Here is a 17,029-nt window from a genome sequence, read left to right on the forward strand (position 1 = left end):
CGGTTACCCGGTAATGGCATTTAGAATAGTTATGAAATTAGACATTTTGGTTTTCGGGGCCCATCCTGACGATGCAGAGTTAAGCGTGGGGGGCACCATAGCAAAAGAAGTAGCCCTGGGTAAGAAAGTAGGGATTGTAGATCTTACTCGAGGTGAGCTCGGTACCAGGGGAAGTGCAGAGATTCGCGACAGGGAAGCTGCGGAAGCGGCTAAAATCCTGGGGATTTCTGTTCGTGAGAATATGGAGTTTGCCGATGGGTTTTTCGTCAATGATAAAGAACATCAACTGGCACTCATCCGAATGATCCGTAAATACCGCCCGGATATTGTTTTGTGTAACGCGGTAAAGGACAGGCATATTGATCATGGCCGCGGTAGCGCCCTGGTCAGCGATGCTTGTTTCCTCAGTGGGCTGATTAAGATCGATACCCGCATGGAGGGCGATGACAAATGGCAGGATCCCTGGCGGCCAAAACAGGTATACCACTATATACAATGGATGAATTTAGAACCCGACTTTGTGATTGATGTTACGGGATATATGGATACCAAAAAAAAGGCAATTGCCGCCTATTCTTCTCAATTTTATGACCCGGATACCAATGCACCGGATACACCGATCAGCAGTAAGAACTTCCAGGAGAGTATAGGTTACAGGGCAAGGGACCTGGGGCGTCTCGTCGGTGTGGAATACGCAGAGGGATTTAATACAGAGCGAGTAATCGCTGCCAATTCGTTGAGAGATCTTATTTAGGAGGCTTTACTAAGGGCTTTCTCGTATTTGGGAATTGTGAAATAGAAACTGGTTCCAATTCGTAACGCGCTTTCTACCCAGATAGTTCCCTTATTTTTCTCTACCATTTCCTTGCAAAGGGAAAGTCCAAGACCGGTACCTTTTTCGTTATTGGTTCCATATGTACTGACATTGGCATCCCTGGAAAATAATTTTTCCTGGGTGATCTTGTCCATACCCACACCGGTATCCCTAACTGAGAACTCAAAATGTTTCTGGTGATCCTCTACCTTCAATTGGATGATCCCATTGTCCGGAGTAAATTTAAGCGCATTGCTGATCAGGTTTCTCACCACGATATCGATCTGGTTAGAATCGGCATAAACCAGGGTATTCTTAGGGATTTCATTATTTATGGTGATCTTCTTATTTTCCGCCATTTCCGATAACAGGTTGATGTTCTCAGCTACAAGTGAATCAATAGCTACTACCGTTGGTTTGGTGACCGCCCCGTTCATCTGGGTATACCCCCATTGTAACAGGTTATTCAGGGTAAAACTGATATGGTCTACGTCATCCCGAAGTTTGGGGATGAAATCCCAAAAATCGTCTTTTCCAACTTCACCGTCTTTAAACATATTTAGTAAGCTCTGTAAGGCGCCGATAGGTCCCCTTAGATCGTGTCCGATTATGGAAAATAATTTGTTCTTCGTACTTATATTTTCCTCCAACTCGGCCTCCCTGAGCTTCAGGCTCTCTTGTTTGGATTTCAGTTCTTGGTTAAGTACCTTCTGTATTTTCTGACCGCGGTGCACCAGGTAGGTCACTACGATAAATATCAGGAGAACAAAGAGGGCTATATTCACATAACTCTGCTGCTTGGCTAATTCTCTTTTATTATCCTCGATCAAGGCAATCTTTTGCTTATCGTATTCATTTTTTGTCTTGAGCATGCTCAGGATCTTGGAATTCTCATTCCTTGACAAGGTATCGGAGAGTCTTTGAAAAAGTTCGTGGTATCTCAGCGCCTCAGCGAAGTTCTCTTTATTCTTATGAATCTTATAAAGGGTTTTGGCACATTTCTGGGTTCCTTCGGTAAATTGTATCCGGGTAGAAATTGTAAATGCATTCTGGGCGTAATGCTCAGAGATGCTATCATTACCTTTACCCAAGTGGGCTTCGGCCATACCGTTATAAAGGTCAATAATACCCCGGTCATCCTGGATCTTTTGATGAAGTAGTTCACTCTGGTGGTACCAGTATAAGGCCCATTTATAATTCTCTTGTTGCAGGTATACCTTCCCTTTTGTCTCGTAGGCAAAGGCAAGCCAATCTTCCAGGTTACGACGCTCAAATACGGCAATGGCCTTGTTGATGTGGAACATTGCGTATTCCTGTTCTCCCATTTCGGCGTAAACAGAAGCCAGGTTACTATTGGTCTGGGCCGAATAAACCTCGTTCCCGATCTCCTCATTCAGTTTGCTGACTTTTTTGAAGAATTCCAGTGATTGCGTATAATCCTTTTGGGAAGCATACAGGTTCGCAATATTCTCGTTCATGATAGAGAGCATCTCCTTATCATTGACCTTGTTAGCCATTTCAATACCTTCCAGGTATCCACTTAATGCTTTGGAATAATCCCCGATATAACCATATTCAGAAGCGAGGTTATTAATGGTTTGCAAGGCTATCCCGGTATTTTTAATTTCATTGGCGATGTTCAGGGATTTTCCGTAGAAGGTAACGGCCATTTTATTATCACCCTTATCAGAATAGTAATCACCAATGCGCATAAAGGAGTAGCTTTCACCTTTGCGATAGTTTATTTTTCTACTAAATGCCAAAGCATCTTTTGCGAGAATATAGAGGCTATCCGAGTTGTAATAGCGAATTTCTTTTCCCAGGTTCAGTAAGAGATCGATATAGACCGAATCTTTCTGGTAATTGGCATTGCTGGCCTGTATTTGTCTGATCTTCCTTTTAAGTTCCTCCCGTTCGTTGACCTGGGCACTAAAGGCAAAGGCGACTACCGGCAGCAGAAGTAAAAATAATCGGATAAATCGCTTATAGGATGATCTCACGAACATGAATAGTGGTTGTTTGGGACAGGTTTGGTTTCAATAGGTTGTGATAAAGTTATCTATACAACGGCGCTACATTTAATTTATGTTGTGAAAACGGAAATTTTGGTTGTTTTATCGGTATTGAAGTGTATTTCATCGATATTTTAAAAATTACCTTCAGCAGAAGTAAGTAATGGATTACATAAATTATTGGAGAGTAAATGAAGTGGAACGAAATAAAATTTTGAATTTTTTTTTGGAAGCTTGTGCTAAAAAAAAGTACCTTTGCCACCGCTGACAAGCAGGGGATTCTCTTAACTGGGGATCTATAGGCCGAATAGCCTTACTGATTGCGGCTTAGATGACAAACGGTGGTTGTAGCTCAGCTGGTTAGAGCGCTGGATTGTGGTTCCAGAGGTCGCCGGTTCGAACCCGGTCTTCCACCCGAAACATTGGACAAAGTCCCTTTCTTTACTGATCGGGACTTTTTTTTATATAAAAAAATGGAGGTCATTGACCTCCATTTTTATTGAATTAGAATTTAATCAACTGCACTATTTCGTGGCTTTATCAACGATAATACGCCTATCCCGGTTAGCCAATTCCCAAGCGGTATAAAAAACCAATTGCGTCCTGTTTTTCAACAGATCATAATTGATCTTATCAGGTGTATCTGTATCCCTGTGGTAATCTGCATGGGTCCCGTTAAAGTAAAAAATGATCGGAATATTGTTCTTTGCAAAATTGTAATGATCGCTCCTGTAATAGAAACGATTAGGGTCATCTTCATCATTATAGGTATAATCCAATTCTATATTGGTATACTCGTCATTTACCGATTCTGACAATTGGTGAAGATCTGTACTCAACTTATCCGATCCGATCAGGTAGATATAATTGCGATCGCCATCTCTCTTGGGGTCAATTCTTCCGATCATATCTATATTGAGGTTAGCGACCGTATTTGCCAAAGGAAAAATAGGATCGACATCGGTATAGTACTGTGATCCAAGTAGACCCTTTTCTTCACCGGTCACGTGCAAAAAGACCAGTGATCTTTTGGGTCCGTTCCCCGCTTTTACTGCTTCTTTAAAAGCTTCGGCAATTTCTAACATGGCGACGGTACCGGAACCATCGTCATCGGCTCCATTATTAATCTTACCATCGTCATTAACACCAATGTGATCCAGGTGTGAAGAAACTACAATGTATTCTTCAGGTTTCTCTGATCCTTTGATAACGGCTACGACATTTTCAGAGCTGATCTGTTCGTTTTCACTTTTCAACTTAATTTCTATTGGTTTATCCAAAAGGGTAGCCTCTGCCTTTTCATCGATCTCCGGATGAAGTGAAGCAGCCATATCTTTAGATATCACGATTAAGGCAGCACTATTGTCCTCCTGCTTTAAACCCATCCTTCCACTGTTATTGCGACTCATATAATCAAATGAACGCTTGAACCTGGAATAATTCTTTGGGTCATAAAAAAGAATGGCTTTAGCTCCCTTTTCCGTGAGTAATTCTGCTTTTTTAGCCAATCCTTCAGACATCCTGCTCCATTCCGAAGGCTGCATAGATCCTGATACACTGTAGGTTTTATCTTCCTTTACAGGTTCTCCCGCTTTGATCAAAACCACTTTGCCCGCTACATCAATAGCATCGAAATCTGTATAATTGGTATCCTCAATACCATAACCGGCATAGACCAACTGGTCTGAACTTATTTCAACTGAAGAAAAGGTGATGAAATCCTTTCCCATAGTGTAGGTTGCATCTCCTGATGCGACTGAACCTTCCGGTAGCTTAGTGATCTCCAATGGAACTTCCTGGAAATAGTTTCCATTGGCCTGTGCTGCCGGTATCTGCATTTGCTGGTATTGTTCTTTAAGATAGTTTACCGCTTTTTTCTGTCCTTCTTTCCCGGTCTCCCTGCCTTCAAATTCGTCAGAAGCATAGGTAAACAGATGTTCCCGTAATTCAGATTCTGTGATGGTAGCTGCATAGGTCTTAGCCGGATCAGCCATAGATTTATTTTCCTGGGACTCCGATACCGTGGTCTGGGACGAATTACAGGCCATGAATAAGGCGAGAGCCAATAGGGGTAATTTGTTTTGCATTATTCTATTTTTAGTGAATTCATCAAAAATAGTGAAAACTTCTGCAATTATCAGGGCAACTTTTCAAGTCTGGTAGTATGGATCTCTGTCCTGAAAAAAAGGTTTGTTATCGTCTATTAGCCTAGGTTTTGGTAAAGCGATAAAATATGTAGAGCTACCTTGTGACCCATAGAAAAGAAATGTATTTTGCAAGGTAAACCGACCAATTATGAAATTCAGATGGGAAGGCGTTATGCCGGCAATGACCACAAAATTCACCGCTAAGGACGAGTTAGACCTCCCCGCATTTAAACACAATCTACAGGCGCAATTAGACGCGGGAGTACACGGAGTCATATTGGGGGGATCCCTGGGGGAAGCCAGTACCTTATCCCAGGATGAATTACAGCAACTACTTCGAGAAGCTGTGATGGCGGTAGAGGGACGAGTTCCGGTGATCAGTACTATTGCTACAGGTTCTACCAAAGATGCAGTCCATTATGCCAAAGCATCGGAATCCTGCGGGGCAAGTGGTCTTATGATACTGCCCCCGATGCGATATAAAGCCACGGAAAAGGAGATTTTACACTTCTTTGAAACTATCGCCGGGGAAACTGAATTACCTATAATGATTTACAATAACCCGGTAGATTACCAGGTAGGGGTGAGTATTGCTATGTTCAAAACCTTGTTAGAACATGAAAATATACAGGCGGTAAAGGAGTCTACCCGCGACATCTCTAATATCACCAGGATTAAGAACGAATTTGGAGACCGACTTAAAGTTTTATGTGGTGTGGATACCCTGGCTATGGAAAGCCTGTTGATGGGTGCAGATGGCTGGGTAGCCGGATTAGTCTGCGCGTTTCCGCATGAGACGGTTGCCATATATGAATTGATCAGGGCCGGCAGAACGGAGGAAGCCCTTAAACTCTATCGTTGGTTCCTTCCTTTACTTGAACTGGATATCAATCCACAGTTGGTGCAGAATATAAAATTGGCAGAAGTAGCAACCGGGCTAGGAACGGAATATGTACGACCACCAAGGCTGCCGTTGAGCGGTGATGAGCGTAGAACAGTAAAATCCATAATAGATAAGGCTCTTTCGGAGCGACCGCAGATACCGGATTTCAAAAAACATTTTCAGCAATGATCACAGGACAGAATTTTATAGGTAAAACCCGGTCTGCACAAGGAAGTAGTCATTTTTCTACCTATAACCCGCTAAAAGATGAGCCCAACCAAGAGCAATATTTTGAAGCAACCGAAGAAGAGATTGATCAGGCCGTTACCCTTGCTACTTCGGCCTTTCCTGCATTCAGCGAATTAGCAGGAGCAGAGCGGGCTAAATTCTTAAGAGCTATTGCTGAAGAGATCAGTCGGCTTGGAGATCAGCTCATCCTTACTTACTGCAAGGAATCCGGTTTGCCGGAAGGCAGGGCGATAGGAGAGAGGGGCAGGACCCTGAACCAACTGCAGTCCTTTGCTCATTTTATCGAAAATGAAGATTGGAGACATCCCGTGATTGAAACTGCAGATGCTGAACGGCAACCCCATCCGCGACCCGATCTCAGGAATGTACTATTTGCTATAGGGCCGGTTGCTGTGTTCGGAGCAGGTAATTTCCCTTTCGCTTTTTCAACGGCCGGTGGTGATACGGTGAGTGCACTGGCAGCCGGGTCCCCGGTGGTCTATAAATGTCATCCCATGCATGCCGGTACCAGTGAATTGGTCGCTTCGGCCATTATTAAGGCAGCGGAGAACACGGGAATGCCGGACGGAGTTTTTTCACATTTGCATAGCCAGGGAACTACGGTAGGACAACAGCTGTTAATTCATCCGGGGATTAAAGCCGTAGGTTTTACTGGTAGTGTGGCGGGTGGAAGAGCATTGTACGACTTGGCAGGGCAGCGCGAAGAACCTATCCCGGTTTTCTCAGAAATGGGTAGCGTAAACCCGGTAGTACTATTACCGGGTGCACTCGAATCAAATGCCGACAGCTGGGCAGAGAAATTCGCTTCCTCGATTACATTAGGGGCCGGTCAATTTTGTACCAACCCGGGCTTACTCATTGGAATTACGGGTGAAGCCCTGGATCAATTTTCGAGTACGCTTAGTACTTCTCTCATAAAATCAGAACAGGGGACTATGCTACATCCCGATATACACCAGAATTACTTAAGATGCGCATCGGCCCAGAAAAAACAACCTAATACCCACATAGTATCAGATCCCGGGGAGAGTGATAAAAATTACAAAGCTGCCCCGGTACTCTTAACGGTTTCAGGACACGATTTTATGCAGAATCCTGACTTACAACACGAGGTATTTGGACCCTTCAGCCTGCTAGTGTCATGTTCGGATTTACAGGAGATGTTCAATGTGGTAGATAGCCTTAAAGGACAACTAACGGGGACTGTTGTCGGGGAAATGGCAGAATTGTCGCAGAACGGAAAACTTGTAAAGAAACTACAATCCAAAGTAGGAAGATTATTATTTAACGGTGTTCCTACCGGGGTAGAGGTTTCAGAAGCCATGCAGCATGGAGGTCCATATCCTTCAACCACGGACAGCCGGTTTACATCGGTAGGCATGCGAGCCATTTATCGATGGGTAAGACCGGTTTGTTTCCAGGATTGTCCCCAGTCGCTATTACCGGTAATATTAAAGGACACTAATCCACTTGGAATTAACAGGAAAGTAAACGGTAGGTATACCGATCACCCCCTATAATAGACGTATGGCAGTGCATGTTTTTGAATGTATTGATGGTCACACCTGTGGTAACCCCGTGCGGGTTATTGCCAAGGGAGCACCTTTACTGCTGGGAGCCAGTATGGCAGAAAAGCGCTTGCATTTTCTCACCCATTATGATTGGATACGGAAGGGGCTTATGTTTGAGCCCAGGGGGCATGATATGATGAGCGGGAGTATGATCTATCCCCCCACGAACCCTGAAAACGATGCCGGGATATTATTTATAGAGACCAGTGGCTGCCTGCCTATGTGCGGCCATGGTACTATTGGCACCGTAACTATTGCGATAGAGCATCAATTGATAATTCCGAAAAGTCCGGGTACTGTTCGCCTGGAAACTCCGGCCGGGCTCGTCACTGCGGCTTACGGTCTTAAAGGAAATAAGGTAGACTGGGTAAAAATTACCAACATAGCCTCCTTTTTGATGGAGCAAGATTTAAAGGTCGATACCAGGCGACTGGGGCCTTTGATATTTGATGTCGCATATGGCGGGAATTTCTATGCGATCATTGATCCACAGAAGAATTACGGGGGTTTACAATATTTGTCGCCTTCAGAAATCGTCCATTTCAGTGGGGAGATTCGTCAAAAGATTAACCAAACTTACCCAGACCGTTTTATACACCCCCTTGATAGCAGGATCAGGGATGTTACCCACCTAATGTGGACCGGGGACACGATCAGCCCGGAAGCTACAGCACGGAATGCTGTTTTCTATGGTGAAAAGGCCATAGACCGTTCTCCTTGTGGTACCGGTACCAGTGCTCGTATGGCGCAATGGTTTGCCCAGGGAAAATTGCAGGCGGGTGAACCCTTTATCCATGAAAGTATTATAGGATCACGCTTTACGGGTCGCATTGAACAAATTACCAAAGTAGGGGAAAAGCCCGCGATCATACCTAGCATTGAAGGCTGGGCCAGGATCTACGGACAAAATACCATTACTATAGACGATAATGATCCATATGCATATGGCTTCCAGGTGCTTTAATTCCCAGAAGCCATTACATAAGTTTCCTTTAAAAAATTATATTATTTGAATTCATTTACTGCCTCTCCAAGGTCATATACGTCCTGGTCCAACTCTTTAGCCAGGATACTACTACCCGCTGCACTTCGGTATCCTCCTGCACAATGCACGACTATGGGTTTATCCCGAGGGATCTCGTCTACAGTGTCCCTTAGGGTGTTGAGCGGGTAACTCAGCGCATTCTCAAAGAACTTTCCTTCCTCGACTTCACTGGCATTCCTGATATCGACAATGGTATATTGATCAGGATTTTTCTTAAAATCAGTCAAATCCAGACTATCTGTCGCTACCATGGATTTATAGGGTAAAGTCACTATAGAGCTCAATTGCTGTTCGTAGCCAATTTTACATACCCGTTCCAGCACGGGCACCATATCTGTAGGTGATTCTACGACAATGTGAAATTCCTCTTTTGGCTTAACGATTGCTCCCAGCCAGGTCTCGAACTTAGAATTTTCAGAAACAGCCTGTATATTAATACTGCCCGGCAGGTGGTGAGCTTTGAATTTACTTTCATCCCGTACGTCAATTATTATTCCCTTACTTACGGACTCATTTATTTTGAATGGAACAGCAGCCATGGCATCTCTTAATGAAGGAGCACCGGCTTTATTCAGGTCCACATCATACCCAAAATAAGAGGGGATAAAGGGTTGACTGTCTAAAAGGGTATTGATAAAATCTTCTTTGGACTGGTCCTGGAAGGCCCAGTTCCCCATTCTCTCGTTACCCAGGGTACTGCTGCTATCATCGCTCATATTCTTTCCGCAAAGCGATCCTGCTCCATGTGCCGGGTAAACTATAGCATCGTCCGGAAGGTCCTTAAATTTTTCCTGTATCGTGTGGTACATGGCCTCGGCCAATTCTCGCCGTTTAGCTTTCATATTCCCGGCTTTTTCCCTCAGATCAGGGCGTCCGACATCACCTATAAAGAGTGTATCCCCGGTAAATAACACGGTTTTATCTCTTTCTTCTGCTACAATTGTGATACTGTCCGGAGAGTGACCTGGGGTGTTAATCGCACGCAGCCTGGCATTGCCTATATTAAGCTCGTCTCCTTCATCAAAAGTTTGATGGGTGTATTCTGCCCCTAACTTTTCACTGTTGTAGATGGTGGCCCCTGTTTCTTTATGAATCTGCAGGTGAGAACTGATAAAGTCGGCATGAGGATGGGTCTCAATTACAGCAGTAATCACGGCCTCCTGTTCTTTAGCAAAATTGTAATACTGTATGGGGTCCCTTTCGGGATCTATGATTGCCATTTCTCCGTTGCTTACAATGGCATACGAATAATGGGCTAACGGATTATATTCAAATTGTTTAATAATCATTTTTCTACTGTTTTTTCAATAGTAAAATTAGTGTACTGTAATGTTTATGGCAGTAACATAAGTTACTTAGACTGAAAGGACAGAAAGGAAAGCAAGAAAAAATGAACCAAAAGCCTTTTTGATTAATTTTTCTTACAGGGCTATAACCATCAGACCATTTTGCCTTTCAGCATTTTATTCCAATAGAGGTAGGGGAGACCGTATTTTTTTAACAGCCAGAGGCGCCAGTGTTCTTTGGCACTGTCAAATACGAGCATCTGCTTTAATTTTGGATCCGGTGTAAAGTTATTCTGATAGTCAAATTCGGCCAGCACCATCTTTCCGTAATCTGTTACTAGTGGACATGAGGAATACCCGTTATAACTCAATTGCCCCATTTTATGGTGCCTGATAAGCAGGTCCAGGTTATCAACCACTACGGGAACCTGTTTCCTTATCGCTGCCCCGGTTTTGGCGGTCGGTAAACCGGCCACATCTCCCAGGCTGAAAATATTAGGGTAGCTATTGTGTTGCAGGGTATCAGGATTAACATCCACCCAGCCAGATTTGTTCGCCAATGGAGAGTTCCTTACAAACTCGGGCGCTACCGAAGGTGGTGCTGTATGTAACATATCATAATGTATACCGTACAGGTCTCCATTAACAGAGACTTTTACGTCTTTGTAATTATATTGCAGGGATTCGTCAAGGCTTTTAGTATCACCATCGCGGTCTGCGATCACTTGCTTCCCGTCTTCTATCTCTTTACTAATCTCATACCAGGCAATTTGACGTTCGCCATCAACCTTAACCAAATTATGATAGAATCTCAGGTTGATATCTTTCCTATTTACGACATCCATTAATGTATTGGCAATTTCCGGTATACCAAAGATGATGGTTCCGGGTGTTGCGAATATTACTTCGGATTTATTGCGCACACCGCTCTTCCTGAAATAACTCTCGGCGAGATACATAATTTTTTGGGGGGCACCCCCGCATTTTATAGGGGTGGCCGGCTGTGTGAACAAGGCCGTTCCGCCTTTGAAATTTTTTATGACTTCCCAGGTATGTTCAGGATCGGTATAATTACTACATACAACACCACGGTCTATGGCTTCCCCCAGTCCGGGTACCTGTGAGTAATCATAGGTAAGTCCCGGTGCTACGACCAGGTAATTATAGCTGATTGATCCTGATTCTGAAGTAAATATTCTGTTGTGATTCGGATCCAGCATCGTTGCTTTTTCCTTGATCCAAGTAACCCCTTCAGGTATTACTGAAGCCATGGGTTTAGCTGTTTTGCTAAAATTGTAGGCCCCTGCGCCAACCAAGGTCCATGCCGCCTGGTAGTAATGAGTGTCCGCGGGTTCTATGATGGCGACATCATTTATTTTCTTTTGCCTGAGTAGCTGGGAAGCCACCATAATTCCGGCAGTTCCACCGCCGATAATTAGTACTTGGTAACGTGGGTCCATTTTCATGAGAATTAGTTGTTTCTCTAAAAATACACCTTAGTGTGTTGCCTTTCAGTAACTTGAGTTACATTGAGGTCCCGCTGCTGTAGTGCCTGAACTACGATCTTATCGTTTCCAGGCATTGAAACCGCCCTTAAGATCATAGACTTTTGTAAACCCCATATCTAAAAGCTTTCTGCCAGCCTTTAAACTTCGAGCTCCTGACCGGCAATAGAGATATACTTCCTGGTCCTTGTCCAGTTTCTTTACAGATTCTGTAAAGTTCTTTTGCTTGAACCAGTCGATATTTTTGGCGTTCTTAATATGGCCGCTTCGATATTCACTTGCTGTTCTTACATCGACCAATTGTACCTGGCCCATATCTATTGCTTCGGCATATGCTTCCGGATCAAGGATGGTGATCTTCTCTGAGCTATTGGACTTCTGACCGAATAGATTGCTTAAAAAGGACATATCTTAATTCTTTAATGATTTATTTTAAAATTATGATGTTTACTACGCTATTTTATGGGTGTATTATTGGTAGTTTCAGGGTAGGAAGACGAATTCCATATAAAAAATAAAGCCAGCCATAAGTAGTATAAAATAACCAAACCCTTTTTTTAGTTTCCTGCTGTCAATAAAATTTCCAAGGTAGCTTCCAATGATAATGCCTATAAGGGATGCTGCTGTGAATATACTTAAGAATATCCAGTCAATTTCCATGGTCATGGCATCGCCGAGGAAAAACCCCGATAGAGATTTTACTGCTATAATGATAAGAGAGGTACCTATCGCTTTTTTCATTTCTACATTAGCCAGTACCACCAAGGCCGGGATGATAAGAAATCCGCCACCTGCCCCGATAATCCCGGTAATTCCTCCCACCACAATCCCTTCAAGCAGTATCAATGGATAATTATAGGAAATATCACCGCTAGGTTTCTTAATACCAATCTTATCTTTCTTAAGCATGGAATAGGCAGCTGGGATCATCAGGATCGCAAACAGGCCGAACATTCCCATCCTGCGTGTAAAATCAAAACCACCTACAGAAAAGAGCAGTTCAGGGAGCGCAGGGATAAAAAAATACCGGACCAAAGTAACACCTGTGATCGCTGGTATGCCAAATACCACGGCTGTACGCCAATCTACATAGCCCTTTATATGCTGTTGATAACTACCAACCAAAGCGCTGGTCCCTACGATGAAAAGAGAATAAGCGGTAGCGAGTTTTTCATTGATAGAAAAGAGGTAGGCCAGTACAGGTACAGCCAAAATGGAACCTCCACCCCCAATAAGTCCTAATGATATTCCAATGATCAAAGCCCCGGCATAGCCTATAATTTGCAGTATTTCCATTCAGTACCAATTTATTTGTACGAAGGTAAGAGCACTATTAATGATCAGGAGTAACAAAGGTTACAGAGCTGTTATCCCCGTCCGATGAATTAACCAGGTCTATTTTAAATGATTTTCTAGAGTGTGGGGAAAGGCATACCAGTGTGGTTCATTATGGGATTATAAATCAGATTAATAGGTTGTTTTTGATTAATAATTTAACGAAAGACTATTGATAATAGAAAATCCTTTTTATATTTGCAGCCGCTAAGGAGGAATGGCAGAGTGGTCGAATGCGGCAGTCTTGAAAACTGTTGAGGGTCACACCTCCGGGGGTTCGAATCCCTCTTCCTCCGCATAAAAACCCTAGGTGAAAGCCCAGGGTTTTTTTTATTCCCCAAAGCGTAGGGAGCTTGCTCCCTTAAGCGTAGGGGAATAAAAAAAAGCCATCGATGCGCCAGCATCGGGTTTTTAATGCAGGTCCCCCACCCGGGATCACGAGCTAGCCTGCCGTAAGGCAGGCAGAGCGAGTAATCCGGATGGTTCGAAGTTTGAAGTTTGAAGTTCGAATTGGGATGTTCTTTCCAAAGCGTAGGGGAATAAAAAAAAGCCATCGATGCGCCAGCATCGGGTTTTTAATGCAGGTCCCCCACCCGGGATCACGAGCTAGCCTGCCGTAAGGCGGGCAGAGCGAGTAATCCGGATGGTTCGAAGTTTGAAGTTTGAAGTTTGAAGTTCGAATTGGGATGTTCTTTCCAAAGCGTAGGGGAATAAAAAAAAGCCATCGATGCGCCAGCATCGGGTTTTCACCATGCAGGTCCCCCACCCGGGATCACGAGCTAGCCTGCCGTAAGGCGGGCAGAGCGAGTAATCCGGATGGTTCGAAGTTTGAAGTTTGAAGTTCGAATTGGGATGTTCTTTCCAAAGCGTAGGGGAATAAAAAAAAGCCATCGATGCGCCAGCATCGGGTTTTTAATGCAGGTCCCCCCTTGGGATCACGAGCTTGCCTGCCGTCAGGCGGGCGGAGCGAGTAATCCGGATGGTTCGAAGTTTGAAGTTTGAGGTTCGATGTTTGAGCATGCCTGCCGCCAATTGTTGCAGGCAAAAGTGAGCAGACTAATTAACGCAAAGAGTCGAGTTATCCTTTCATCACCCTGGCCAATTATCACTTCATTCACTGCAAGTTTTCTGCATTGAAGAACATTAATTTGTACGCGGGGCGGGGTTAAGAACCCCGGGTTGGTTCGAAGTTCGAGGGCGCCAGCATCGGGTTTTCATGGAGGAACCCCCACCCGGGATCAGGAGCTAGCCCGGCGGTAGGTGGGCGCAGCGAGTAACTCTGGTGGTTCGAGGTTTGGAGTTTGAAGTTCGAGGGATAATATTCCACCGGGAATTTACAACCATCGTGACGCAGCATAAATAACTGGCTGTGGCGGAAGTTGTTTTTGTCCCTTTTTCAATTACCCTGCATGTTTCCTGCATTGGACTTAGTTAACTTAGAATCGGGGCGGGGTTAAGAACCCCGGGGGGTGGTTCGAGGTTTGAGCTTTGAGCATGCCTTATAATAATTCAGTCTCTTTTGTCCCTCTGTACCTATGTCCCTTTGTAACTCCCGCCCGAACCGGACGGTACGTTCGGGCGGGCTGTAACCAAAAACCCCACTACTTGATTCCTGCAGTGAAACCAATTATCTTTTGGTCATGGGGAGGGGGCTTGTCCCCAAAATGTAGGTTGGTCTCCAAAATAGAACTTAACCGGTGTGATGTCCATACTATCATGGCATAAATGTAACTTAAGCACTTGCCGTTTTTTTGTTCCATCTTTGTAGCTACGGCTTTTAAAATTACGCTATGAATTGGTTGCTATTGATCATCGCAGGATTATTTGAAGTGGCGTTCGCCTTTTGCCTTGGTAAGGCGAAGGAGTCCGCAGGTAACGAGGTGACCTACTGGTACAGCGGCTTTGTCATCTGCCTCGCGGTTAGTATGTTGCTGCTGGTGAAAGTGACACGGGAACTCCCTATTGGTACGGCTTACGCGGTCTGGACAGGGATCGGGGCTGTTGGAACCGTCTTGGTCGGTATCCTGGTATTTAAAGAACCGGCAACCTTCTGGAGGGTATTCTTTATTACCACCCTGATAGGATCTATAATAGGGCTAAAATACGTCTCCGCTTAGTAATTAATGTAAAAGGGGGTGGGAGGTAAGCTTAGTATTCTTCGAGCTTGGTGTGAATCAGGCGGTCAAACCATTCAAGTTCAGGATCACGCTCATCGATCAATTGGTTGCCGACAATCTCAAAAGTTGCATTACCCATCACCACTTGCCCGTCATACATATTCCATGTGCCTCTCTTGATAAAAGCCTCATTTCCACAGGCATAGGTGTAACCCTTACTCACCGGATCAGTACTGGTCACCAGCTCAACGGCAATAGTCTCGTACGTATGGTCTTCTTTGATCACGGTGATCACTTCTAAACAGGGTAAAGCTTCGATAAGGTTATATGAAGCCACTCCGCCATAATTAAATTCAGAGGGATCATTAGACCGGAGTTCGGTCAGTTTGTAGGTTCCATATAGTCCTGAAAGATCATCAGTCTCTACAGCATCCGTAGAACAGGAAACAGTCAAAAGCAGTGATCCGAATATAAGGAGTAGCGTACTGATCTTCATAGGTCGGGGGCTTATAGGAAATAACTCACAAATAAAACTAGTAAAAAAATAGAAAGCCATCGTCATGCTGTAGTTATTAATCGATGAAATGCGCATGCTTTCAGCAATAATCTCGATGAACAAACTATGAACTGTTGCTCAAAGCTTATTTTTGCTTGATGGAAGAATGGTACCATTATCCCTTATTGATCGCAGTCGGATTTATTGTAGGGTTTATCAATACAATTGCAGGAGGAGGGTCCCTGCTCTCGCTACCGGTGCTGATATTTCTTGGTCTCCCGCCTGCTGTGGCTAACGGAACTAACCGGGTTGCCGTTATTCTGCAGACCGCCATGGGGGTTGCAGGTTTTAAAAGCAAAGGTGTCTCTACTTTTCCCTTCAATATATACCTGGGGATAGCCGCCCTGCTGGGTTCATTAATAGGCGCTTACCTGGCTGTTGATGTTAAGGGGGAGACCTTCAATCGCATCCTGGCTGTAGTTATGGTCATCGTGGTCTTAATCATTATCTTTAAACCCAGGATCAGGATGGAGGAATTACAGGAACGCCTAAGCGGCAAATACCTGTGGATAGCGATAATTTCCTTTTTCTTTATCGGCATCTACGGAGGGTTTATCAATGCCGGTATCGGCTTTATTATCATTCTCTTCCTGCACTATATCAACCGCTTGTCACTGGTGATGGCCAACGCAACCAAAGTAGCGGTAGTGTTTATCTATACTATAGGCGCATTACTCATCTTTGTGCTCAATGACAAGGTAGTATGGCAGGTGGGACTTGTCCTCGCGATAGGGAATGGGCTGGGGGCCTGGTTCTCGAGTAGGGTTTCTGTCGATAAAGGGGACGGTTTTATTAAAACATTTTTAGTGATTATGGTCGTGATCATGGCCGTGAAATTATGGTTCTTTAACCCATAGCTTTATGAAAGATTTTATACAACATCTGGAATGGCGATACGCAGTAAAAAAGTTTGATGCAGAGAAAATGCTGCCGGATACGGATATCGCCGTACTGAAACAATCATTCAACCTGACAGCCACATCGTTTGGGCTTCAACCCATCCGTTTGGTTGTGGTGAGTGATAAAGACCTGCAGAAGCGCTTACTTCCGCTTTCTTACGGACAGAAACAGGTGTCCCAGGCATCCCATGTCCTGGTGATTTGTATAGAGAAAGAGATTAGCCCGGATTACATCAGTTCATATTTTAAAACTATCAAGAAGATAAGGGGTACGAGTGATGAGATTCTGGAACCCTACAAGGAACAGATGCTGGCAACCTTTGCGGGCTGGGACCAGAAACAGGTAGAGGATTGGGCGAGGAACCAGGCCTACCTGGCATTGGGAAACCTTTTAACGATCTGCGCTTTTCGTAAAATAGATTCCTGCCCGATGGAAGGATTTATGCCGGCCGAGTACGATGAACTCCTTGGACTTGACAAACTCGGCTTGTCTTCCGTTCTTGTATTGCCTGTCGGCTACAGGGCAGAGGATGATATGTTCTCTGAATTCAAGAAAGTAAGAAGGTCCATTGATAAAACCATCATTCATATTCCCGACCCATCATAGCGG

Annotated in this window: 14 protein-coding genes and 2 tRNA genes; 9 read left to right on the forward strand and 7 right to left on the reverse strand. The window is 44.3% G+C overall.

Annotation, left to right across the window (positions count from 1 at the left end):
- Window positions 1-31: 31 nt before the first annotated feature.
- On the forward strand, window positions 32-754 hold the full coding sequence (gene bshB1 / locus PP178_RS07340) for a bacillithiol biosynthesis deacetylase BshB1 (protein ID WP_272593691.1): 723 nt from the start codon (window positions 32-34) through the stop codon (window positions 752-754).
- Here the strand turns inward: bshB1 and PP178_RS07345 are convergent.
- Window positions 751-2,820, reverse strand: coding sequence for a tetratricopeptide repeat-containing sensor histidine kinase (locus PP178_RS07345; RefSeq protein ID WP_272593692.1), 2,070 nt, complete (start codon window positions 2,818-2,820; stop codon window positions 751-753). The genes bshB1 and PP178_RS07345 overlap by 4 nt on opposite strands.
- A gap of 346 nt (window positions 2,821-3,166) precedes the next feature.
- Here PP178_RS07345 and PP178_RS07350 point away from each other — a divergent pair.
- Window positions 3,167-3,242: transfer RNA gene (locus tag PP178_RS07350), tRNA-His, on the forward strand.
- Window positions 3,243-3,350: 108 nt separating this feature from the next.
- On the opposite strand, the gene PP178_RS07355 is transcribed toward PP178_RS07350, so the two are convergent.
- On the reverse strand, window positions 3,351-4,913 hold the full coding sequence (locus tag PP178_RS07355; protein WP_272593693.1) for a M28 family peptidase: 1,563 nt from the start codon (window positions 4,911-4,913) through the stop codon (window positions 3,351-3,353).
- A 208-nt stretch (window positions 4,914-5,121) separates the two neighbouring features.
- Here PP178_RS07355 and PP178_RS07360 point away from each other — a divergent pair, with 208 nt between their 5' ends.
- The 3 genes from PP178_RS07360 to PP178_RS07370 are packed head-to-tail and all read left to right on the forward strand — an operon-like array spanning window position 5,122 to window position 8,640.
- The gene (locus tag PP178_RS07360) at window positions 5,122-6,045 is read left to right on the forward strand and encodes a dihydrodipicolinate synthase family protein (protein ID WP_272593694.1); all 924 of its coding nucleotides are present in this window, start codon (window positions 5,122-5,124) and stop codon (window positions 6,043-6,045) included.
- Window positions 6,042-7,625 carry an aldehyde dehydrogenase (NADP(+)) gene (locus tag PP178_RS07365; protein ID WP_272593695.1) on the forward strand — a complete coding sequence of 528 codons (1,584 nt, stop codon included), beginning with the start codon at window positions 6,042-6,044 and terminating at the stop codon, window positions 7,623-7,625. The genes PP178_RS07360 and PP178_RS07365 overlap by 4 nt, the downstream gene beginning before the upstream one ends.
- A gap of 7 nt (window positions 7,626-7,632) precedes the next feature.
- The gene (locus PP178_RS07370; RefSeq protein ID WP_272593696.1) at window positions 7,633-8,640 is read left to right on the forward strand and encodes a 4-hydroxyproline epimerase; all 1,008 of its coding nucleotides are present in this window, start codon (window positions 7,633-7,635) and stop codon (window positions 8,638-8,640) included.
- Window positions 8,641-8,681: 41 nt separating this feature from the next.
- Here the strand turns inward: PP178_RS07370 and PP178_RS07375 are convergent, their stop codons facing one another.
- The 4 genes from PP178_RS07375 to PP178_RS07390 all read right to left on the reverse strand — a co-directional run bounded on the left by PP178_RS07375 (window position 8,682) and on the right by PP178_RS07390 (window position 12,808).
- Window positions 8,682-10,010 (reverse strand): MBL fold metallo-hydrolase, encoded by a 1,329-nt coding sequence (locus PP178_RS07375; RefSeq protein ID WP_272593697.1) that lies wholly within the window; start codon window positions 10,008-10,010, stop codon window positions 8,682-8,684.
- 149 nt (window positions 10,011-10,159) lie between these two features.
- Window positions 10,160-11,467 (reverse strand): NAD(P)/FAD-dependent oxidoreductase, encoded by a 1,308-nt coding sequence (locus tag PP178_RS07380; RefSeq protein ID WP_272594094.1) that lies wholly within the window; start codon window positions 11,465-11,467, stop codon window positions 10,160-10,162.
- A 105-nt stretch (window positions 11,468-11,572) separates the two neighbouring features.
- Window positions 11,573-11,920, reverse strand: coding sequence for a rhodanese-like domain-containing protein (locus tag PP178_RS07385; protein ID WP_272593698.1), 348 nt, complete (start codon window positions 11,918-11,920; stop codon window positions 11,573-11,575).
- A 75-nt stretch (window positions 11,921-11,995) separates the two neighbouring features.
- Window positions 11,996-12,808, reverse strand: coding sequence for a sulfite exporter TauE/SafE family protein (locus PP178_RS07390; RefSeq protein WP_272593699.1), 813 nt, complete (start codon window positions 12,806-12,808; stop codon window positions 11,996-11,998).
- A gap of 250 nt (window positions 12,809-13,058) precedes the next feature.
- Between PP178_RS07390 and PP178_RS07395 the strand changes: the two genes are divergently transcribed.
- Together PP178_RS07395 and PP178_RS07400 are read left to right on the forward strand one after the other, a co-directional pair.
- Window positions 13,059-13,143, forward strand: a tRNA-Ser gene (locus PP178_RS07395).
- Window positions 13,144-14,637: 1,494 nt separating this feature from the next.
- On the forward strand, window positions 14,638-14,964 hold the full coding sequence (locus PP178_RS07400; RefSeq protein WP_272593700.1) for a DMT family transporter: 327 nt from the start codon (window positions 14,638-14,640) through the stop codon (window positions 14,962-14,964).
- Between the two features lie 31 nt (window positions 14,965-14,995).
- Here PP178_RS07400 and PP178_RS07405 read toward each other — a convergent pair whose 3' ends face one another.
- A complete protein-coding gene (locus PP178_RS07405; RefSeq protein ID WP_272593701.1) occupies window positions 14,996-15,460 on the reverse strand; it encodes a hypothetical protein in 465 nt (154 codons plus the stop codon).
- A 158-nt stretch (window positions 15,461-15,618) separates the two neighbouring features.
- Here PP178_RS07405 and PP178_RS07410 point away from each other — a divergent pair, with 158 nt between their 5' ends.
- Both PP178_RS07410 and PP178_RS07415 read left to right on the forward strand, forming a co-directional pair.
- Window positions 15,619-16,377, forward strand: coding sequence for a sulfite exporter TauE/SafE family protein (locus PP178_RS07410; RefSeq protein WP_272593702.1), 759 nt, complete (start codon window positions 15,619-15,621; stop codon window positions 16,375-16,377).
- A gap of 4 nt (window positions 16,378-16,381) precedes the next feature.
- Window positions 16,382-17,026, forward strand: coding sequence for an NAD(P)H-dependent oxidoreductase (locus PP178_RS07415; protein WP_272593703.1), 645 nt, complete (start codon window positions 16,382-16,384; stop codon window positions 17,024-17,026).
- Window positions 17,027-17,029 lie beyond the last annotated feature (3 nt).

Source organism: Zeaxanthinibacter sp. PT1 (assembly GCF_028464225.1).
GTDB lineage: Bacteria > Bacteroidota > Bacteroidia > Flavobacteriales > Flavobacteriaceae > Zeaxanthinibacter.

Bases quoted from the DNA above. Each gene is read 5' to 3' on its own strand.
- PP178_RS07360 (WP_272593694.1), top strand. From the start codon at position 5,122: ATGAAATTCAGATGGGAAGGCGTTATGCCGGCAATGACCACAAAATTC.
- PP178_RS07385 (WP_272593698.1), bottom strand. From the start codon at position 11,920: ATGTCCTTTTTAAGCAATCTATTCGGTCAGAAGTCCAATAGCTCAGAG.
- PP178_RS07345 (WP_272593692.1), bottom strand. From the start codon at position 2,820: ATGTTCGTGAGATCATCCTATAAGCGATTTATCCGATTATTTTTACTT.
- PP178_RS07410 (WP_272593702.1), top strand. From the start codon at position 15,619: ATGGAAGAATGGTACCATTATCCCTTATTGATCGCAGTCGGATTTATT.
- PP178_RS07390 (WP_272593699.1), bottom strand. From the start codon at position 12,808: ATGGAAATACTGCAAATTATAGGCTATGCCGGGGCTTTGATCATTGGA.
- PP178_RS07355 (WP_272593693.1), bottom strand. From the start codon at position 4,913: ATGCAAAACAAATTACCCCTATTGGCTCTCGCCTTATTCATGGCCTGT.
- PP178_RS07370 (WP_272593696.1), top strand. From the start codon at position 7,633: ATGGCAGTGCATGTTTTTGAATGTATTGATGGTCACACCTGTGGTAAC.
- PP178_RS07365 (WP_272593695.1), top strand. From the start codon at position 6,042: ATGATCACAGGACAGAATTTTATAGGTAAAACCCGGTCTGCACAAGGA.
- PP178_RS07415 (WP_272593703.1), top strand. From the start codon at position 16,382: ATGAAAGATTTTATACAACATCTGGAATGGCGATACGCAGTAAAAAAG.
- PP178_RS07380 (WP_272594094.1), bottom strand. From the start codon at position 11,467: ATGGACCCACGTTACCAAGTACTAATTATCGGCGGTGGAACTGCCGGA.
- bshB1 (WP_272593691.1), top strand. From the start codon at position 32: ATGAAATTAGACATTTTGGTTTTCGGGGCCCATCCTGACGATGCAGAG.
- PP178_RS07375 (WP_272593697.1), bottom strand. From the start codon at position 10,010: ATGATTATTAAACAATTTGAATATAATCCGTTAGCCCATTATTCGTAT.
- PP178_RS07405 (WP_272593701.1), bottom strand. From the start codon at position 15,460: ATGAAGATCAGTACGCTACTCCTTATATTCGGATCACTGCTTTTGACT.
- PP178_RS07400 (WP_272593700.1), top strand. From the start codon at position 14,638: ATGAATTGGTTGCTATTGATCATCGCAGGATTATTTGAAGTGGCGTTC.